Annotated in this window: 5 protein-coding genes and 2 tRNA genes; all 7 read right to left on the reverse strand. The window is 37.9% G+C overall.

Annotated features, from left to right (window positions below; all coding sequences use genetic code 11):
• Positions 1-112: 112 nt before the first annotated feature.
• Positions 113-1,066: an ABC transporter ATP-binding protein gene (locus ACTQ45_RS07180; RefSeq protein WP_441763333.1), complete on the reverse strand. Its 954-nt coding sequence runs from the start codon at positions 1,064-1,066 to the stop codon at positions 113-115.
• A complete protein-coding gene (locus tag ACTQ45_RS07185; RefSeq protein ID WP_441753467.1) occupies positions 1,053-2,135 on the reverse strand; it encodes an ABC transporter ATP-binding protein in 1,083 nt (360 codons plus the stop codon). Before ACTQ45_RS07185 ends, ACTQ45_RS07180 begins: the two co-directional genes overlap by 14 nt.
• A 2-nt stretch (positions 2,136-2,137) precedes the next feature.
• The gene (locus tag ACTQ45_RS07190; RefSeq protein WP_441753469.1) at positions 2,138-3,199 is read right to left on the reverse strand and encodes an ABC transporter permease; all 1,062 of its coding nucleotides are present in this window, start codon (positions 3,197-3,199) and stop codon (positions 2,138-2,140) included.
• 1 nt (position 3,200) lies between these two features.
• Positions 3,201-4,133 (reverse strand): ABC transporter permease, encoded by a 933-nt coding sequence (locus ACTQ45_RS07195; RefSeq protein ID WP_441753471.1) that lies wholly within the window; start codon positions 4,131-4,133, stop codon positions 3,201-3,203.
• A gap of 198 nt (positions 4,134-4,331) precedes the next feature.
• Positions 4,332-5,963 carry a peptide ABC transporter substrate-binding protein gene (locus ACTQ45_RS07200; RefSeq protein ID WP_441763334.1) on the reverse strand — a complete coding sequence of 544 codons (1,632 nt, stop codon included), beginning with the start codon at positions 5,961-5,963 and terminating at the stop codon, positions 4,332-4,334.
• A 420-nt stretch (positions 5,964-6,383) separates the two neighbouring features.
• A tRNA-Gly gene (locus ACTQ45_RS07205) sits at positions 6,384-6,454 on the reverse strand.
• 23 nt (positions 6,455-6,477) lie between these two features.
• Positions 6,478-6,550 (reverse strand) — tRNA-Asp (locus ACTQ45_RS07210).
• Positions 6,551-6,583: the final 33 nt, after the last annotated feature.

Below are 6,583 nucleotides of genomic sequence, written 5' to 3' on the forward strand. Positions count from 1 at the left end.
AAAGTAAGAGCATTCAAACCAACGGGAGATACTAGAAGAAGCTATTAGCTTCTTCCCAATTGACTAAAAAAACTGCTAAGGAATCGATTCCTTAACAGCTCTTTTTTTAATTCTAATTCAATTGATTATTTTTTGCTTCCTGCATTATCTTGTCCTTTTTCGCTGGCTCCAACCATACTGAATGAGTGTCGCTTAACTTATGTTCCACTCCTTGTCCATAGTTTAACCCACTACCGGCATAATCATAATGTAGAGCAATCCGATGTTTTTCCAAACGAGGATTCGGATGTGGAATCGCAGATAAGAGCGACCTTGTATAAGGATGAATAGGATTGTTAAAAATTTCATCCGTTGTACCGGTCTCTAATAAATGACCTTGATGCAAGACACCAATGCGATCAGAAATATATTTCACCATTGATAAATCATGCGCAATAAATAAATAAGATAGTTTAGTCTCTTGTTGAATATCTTTCATCAAATTAACAATTTGAGCTTGAATTGAAACATCTAAGGCACTAATTGATTCATCCGCTATGATTAATTGTGGATTCATAATTAAAGCTCTAGCAATCCCAACCCTTTGGCGTTGTCCACCAGAGAATTGATGAGGATAACGGTTCGCAAATTCCCTTGATAGCCCCACACGTTCCAATATCTCTAGACCGCGCGCTTCACGCTCTGATTGAGAATTATAGATAGTTTGAATTTCTAAGCCTTGAGTAATAATATCAATAATTTTCTTACGTGGATTTAAACTTGCCATCGGATCCTGAAAAATCATCTGCATTTTTGTACGTAGTAATTTTTCACGGTCTTTATCTAATTTCCCCGCCATCTCTTTATTATCAAACAAGACTGAACCAGAAGTTGGGTTATATAGACGGATCAATGACCGCCCGATTGTGGACTTACCTGAGCCTGACTCTCCCACCAAACCATATGTTTCTCCTGGATTGATATGGAAACTAACTCCATCGACGGCTTTGACGGTAAAGTGTTTGTTCACCCTAAAATGCTGTTTTAAATTTTTCACCTCTAATAATGGTTGATTATAAGCCGTCATATTGGTTCGCCTCCAATTTCATTCGATTGATTCTTCCTTTTAATTCAGAGGGCATATCAATTACTGGTGCATTCTCATGCATCAACCAGCTCGCTACATAGTGAGTATCTGACACCTGGAACACCGGCGGATCCAATCGTTTATCGATATTCAATGCATAGACATTCCTTACATAGAACGGATCTCCTTGCTTGTGATGGGCTAAATTTGGTGGGTTACCAGGTATCGCATAAAGTTTGTCCGATGTCGTGTTGACATCAGGCATTGCTGATAATAAGCCCCATGTGTATGGATGTTTAGGGTTATAGAAGATATCATCTACTGTTCCTCTTTCAACGATACGCCCTGCATACATCACATTGACATAGTCAGCTACTTTCGACACCACCCCTAAATCATGCGTAATATAAATAACCGCTATACCTGTTTTTTCTTGAATTGCTTTGATTAATTCAAGTATTTTTGCTTGAATTGTCACATCAAGGGCTGTTGTAGGCTCATCACAGATTAGAATTTCCGGGTCACAGGCTAAAGCTATCGCGATTACCACGCGTTGACGCATACCACCGGATAATTGATGTGGGTACTGGTCAATACGTTCCTCACCATTCGTGATTCCAACTAACTCTAATAAGCTCAGAGCCTTTTGACGCGCTTCTTTTTTACCTGTTTTATAATGGATGAACATTCCTTCCATTATTTGTGCGCCAATCGTCATCGTGGGATTTAAAGAGGTCATCGGATCTTGGAAAACCATGGCGATGCGTTTACCATTAAACGTTCGACGCATCTCCTTCTTCGAAATTTTCAATAAATCAACTGACGTCATTTGACCGTTTTGTTCATACTTATAGTCTATTACGCCTGAATTGATTCGCTGATTGTTAGCAAGTATTCCCATAATGGTTTTGACAGTTACTGATTTTCCTGAACCAGATTCACCAACGATTGCTAAAGTTTCAGCCTTATATAAGTCCAGATTAACACCACGAATAGCTTCAATCGAACCTTGAGAGGTTCTAAACGAAACGTTTAAGTCACGCATTTCTAAGATTTTTGTACGTCCCATTTTTATACCTCCTTCATCGTTGGATCAAGTGCATCTCTTAAGCCATCTGCTAATAAGTTAAAGCTAAGCATTGTCAGAGATAATACAAGTACCGGCGGAATAATCATGAAAGGTGCATTTAAAAATGATTTAAATGAATCACTAATTAACGAACCTAAGGACGCATCTGGCATTGGAACTCCTAAACCAATGAAAGCTAGGAAAGATTCCGTAAAAATAGCGTTCGGCACGCTAAACATCGACATGATGATTAGTTGAGCAAAAATGTTCGGTAAAATCTCTTTAAAAATAATCGTACTAGGTTTAGCACCTAATGTGCGAGCCGCTAGAACGAATTCACGGTCTTTTAATTTTAATATTTGAGCCCGTGCAACTCTAGACATCCCTATCCAACCCGTTAAGGCAATCGCAATTGTAATACTTAAAATTCCTGGTCGAAGTACAACAATTAATAATGTCACGATGACTAGACTTGGAATTCCATTCAAAACTTCAAGAATTCTTTGCATAACCATATCCACTTTACCACCGAAATAGCCTGATATTAAACCATAGGTCATTCCAATGAACACATCCACAATAACGGCTACTAAGGCAATATAAAGTGAAATACGTGTTCCTTCCCACGTTCTGGTGAAGATATCACGTCCTAACACATCACTACCAAACCAGTAATAGACATCACTCGCATTGGCATTGGTCTCATATTTATTGACTTCAATTGAACCCGTTGAGGCTTTTAAAGTTTGCGTTCCATCTAAGAGGCCAAAATTTTCTAAGAAAGGAACGCGTGGTGCCATACTTTCATTACCGATAATTTGCTCGTTAGATCCAAAGGAATTCATATAAGGACCAAATAAAGCAAAAAAGATGATAATGATAATAAAGAATAAGCCAAAAACAGAGCCTTTGTTTTTAGAAAACTTCGTTAAAAATTGTTTAAATGAAGACTCACGAACATAAATCTCCTGTTCATTAACGTCTTTCCCTTTATCGGCTAACTCAAAGTCACTTGGAAGAAAGTCATACTGCTTATTAGTGATTACTTGTTTAGATTCTGTCATACTACTCTCCTCCTGACACACGAATTCGTGGATCTAACAATCCGTATAGAATATCTACAATTAACATGACAAAAATAAATAGCGCTGAATAAATAAATGAAATTCCCATTACGATATTAAAATCATTCGACTGAATCGCTTGAACAAGCAATTGTCCTAAACCTGGGATGGAGAATATTTGCTCTACAACCATTGAACCAGTCATTAAACCAACAATTAAAGGGGCTAAAACAGTTAGAATGGGAATACTCGCATTACGTAAAACATGTTTAACTAACAGACGACTGCCTGTTACCCCTTTACTTTCAGCTAACTGAATGTAGTCGGACTGTAGCACTTCAATCATCTCAGTTCGAGTGAAACGCGCAATCGACGCCATTGTAAAGAGACTTAAGGCGATAACTGGTAATACCATACTCATTGCTTTGTCATTGACATTGAAGAGAATGGGAAACACACGCCATTGGAAGCCAAAGTAATACGATAAGCCTAAGGCAAATACATAGGAAGGAACACTCACACCGATAACCGATAATAACGTGGCTAACGTGTCCCAAAGGGAATTCTGTTTGAATGCAGCCACCGTCCCGAAAACAAGTCCGGAAAAAGTCCCTACAATAACTGCCCAAAAACCTAACTCAAAAGAAATCGGTAAACGACTCTTTAATAGAGTTGTTACTGGAACATCTCGGGAAATTGAATACGATACACCTAAATCACCAGATAACATATTCTTCACATAGTTGAAAAATTGAACTAACACTGGCTTATCTAAGCCGTAACGAATGTTCATTAACTCTCTTTGCTGAGGAGTGATTCTTTCATCATTAAATGGCGAACCTGGCATGAATTGTAACAACATGAATAAAATGAAGACAATCAATAATAAAGTCGCTATTGAAATGAGTACTCGTCGAATTAAATACTTGCTCATAGAAATAAATCCTCTCTAGATTTTACTTCGGCCTTTCAAAAAACTATAAACAACTAAAGTCAGAAGCACTTTCCAGCAATTATCCAGCTGTGTGACATTGACTGCTTAAAAATTAAACAGTCAATCTCTACACATAATGTGATAATATGTTTAGAAAACGTTCTGACTTCTATTACTTATATCGCGTTTGAGAGTACCTTATTGTTTAACAGCGTATTTGAAAATACGTGGTGTACCAGTAGTGTAGAAACCAATTTGATCAACATTTGCCTTAACCAATACAGCAGATGCCGCTTGGTAAACTGGTAAAACAGCACCTTCAGACAATGCTAATTTTTCCATTTCAATCATTTTAGCAAAACGTGCTTCTGGATCTAACACCAAATCACCTGTTTGAATAGCTGCATAATCAGCATCGAACTGTTCATTAGAGTAACGAGCATCGTTATAACTACTATCAGTAATCAACAATTGTAAATAAGTCGTTGGATCTGCATAATCTGGTCCCCAACGTGTTAAGCCTAAATCAAAGTCTCCTTCACGCATACGATCTAAACGGTTTTTCTTAGGCGTTTGTTCGATTTGAATATCCACACCAGGTAATGTTGCTTCAATCTGCGCTTCTAATGATTGAGCAACGTTAATTGATGCTTCTGTATCTTCAATCAATAAGCTTAGCGTAAAGCTATCTGTTCCTAACGCTTCTTTCGCAGCTTCTAAGTGAGCTTGTGCTTCTTCAGCATTTGAAGACATTAAGTCACGACCAGCAACATCACGATAGTCCGTACCATCTGGACCATCCGCTAATAATTGTGGAATAAAGTAAGCAGCTGGTAATGAACCATCTTTCAAGACATTATTCGAAATTACCTCACGGTCATATGCTTTACCAATTGCTAAACGTAAATCAGTATTCGCAATGTTTTCGTTTAATTGATTAGGTGAAATAAACCACATATACCCTTGTTCCACTGAACGAAACTCTGGATCAGCAGAGAATAACGTTACTTGCTCACCTGATATATTCGTTACATCTAATTGATCCGTTTGATAAGCTAATACAGCTTGTTGAGAATCTTTAATTACTTGGAAACGTAAGCCATCTAATGACACACTGTCTACATCATAGTAATCAGGATTCTTTGTTAAGTCAGTCGTTGCACCAGCAGGTGTGTAACCTGTTAATACAAAGGCACCGTTTGAAATAATTGTTTCCGGAGAAGTCGCAAATTGACCATCCGTTGATTCATAAAACGCTTCGTTGATTGGGAATAGTGGAGAGAAAGCCATTAAGCTGAGAAAATAGGGCGTCGCAATCTCTAAAGTCACTTCTAATGTGTAATCATCAACCGCTACCACACCTAATTCTGACTTATCAACCTCACCAGCAGTAACCTTCGCAGCATTTTTAACACCAGCCGTATCTAAAATAAATGAATACTCCGCAGCAGTCGCAGGATCTGCTAAACGTTGCCAACCAAAGACAAAGTCATGCGCAGTAACCGCCGTACCATTTGACCAAACAGCGTCTTCACGAAGTTTAAAGGTATAAACTGTTCCATCTTCACTTACTTCATAACTTTCAGCTGCAGCTTCTACAAACTCACCCTCTTGATTACGAGTCATCAAACCTTCTTGTAATGCGGCAATTGCTTCCATTGACGTACCATCAGTCGCAATATTTGGATCAAGTGTCGCAATTTCTACTTCCGTTTGAACACGCAGTACATTTTCATCTTGTGCACTAACATTTGTTGCTGATGCTAGAATCGAAAGAAAAAGAGCTAACGCCACAAACATTTGTACAATTTTTTTACCATTAGATACCATTCGTTTTCCTCCTCAGGAATGCCTTTAATATTTTACAGGCAGAATAATACTAATTATAGATAAGCCAACTCCTAGAGTCAATAGTTTTATTAGAATTAAATTAAAGAAACCCGATATAGTTAGGATAAAATGAGTATCTAATACATTTAACCCTGTGATTCTTAGATATATCTGCTGGAAAGATAGATATTACAAGGACATACAATCATAATTTGATTATTAAAAACACATAAGTAAATTTATTGAATGCACACTGTTACATACATCGAAAAAATTATGACTTATACACAACAACTGTGCATAACAAAAGAGGGTAAACAACATTGTGCTGTTTACCCTCTTAGGAAATTTTTATCAGGTTTATCTGACAAAAAAGTTATAAAATAGCATAAAAAAAGACCCACCGATGTGAGTCCATTAAGCGGGTGATGAGAATCGAACTCACGACAACAGCTTGGAAGGCTGTAGTTTTACCACTAAACTACACCCGCATGATGTCTAGCTTAGTAAAAAACGGTCCGGACGGGATTTGAACCCGCGATCTCCTGCGTGACAGGCAAGCATGTTAACCCCTACACCACCGGACCAATTGCGGAGGTAGGACTCGAACCTACGACCTT

This window comes from Fundicoccus sp. Sow4_D5, from assembly GCF_052116365.1.
GTDB lineage: Bacteria > Bacillota > Bacilli > Lactobacillales > Aerococcaceae > Fundicoccus.

Excerpts from the sequence above, each read along its gene's own strand:
- ACTQ45_RS07180 (WP_441763333.1), bottom strand. The coding sequence starts at position 1,066 with ATGACGGCTTATAATCAACCATTATTAGAGGTGAAAAATTTAAAACAG.
- ACTQ45_RS07185 (WP_441753467.1), bottom strand. The coding sequence starts at position 2,135 with ATGGGACGTACAAAAATCTTAGAAATGCGTGACTTAAACGTTTCGTTT.
- ACTQ45_RS07190 (WP_441753469.1), bottom strand. The coding sequence starts at position 3,199 with ATGACAGAATCTAAACAAGTAATCACTAATAAGCAGTATGACTTTCTT.
- ACTQ45_RS07195 (WP_441753471.1), bottom strand. The coding sequence starts at position 4,133 with ATGAGCAAGTATTTAATTCGACGAGTACTCATTTCAATAGCGACTTTA.
- ACTQ45_RS07200 (WP_441763334.1), bottom strand. The coding sequence starts at position 5,963 with ATGGTATCTAATGGTAAAAAAATTGTACAAATGTTTGTGGCGTTAGCT.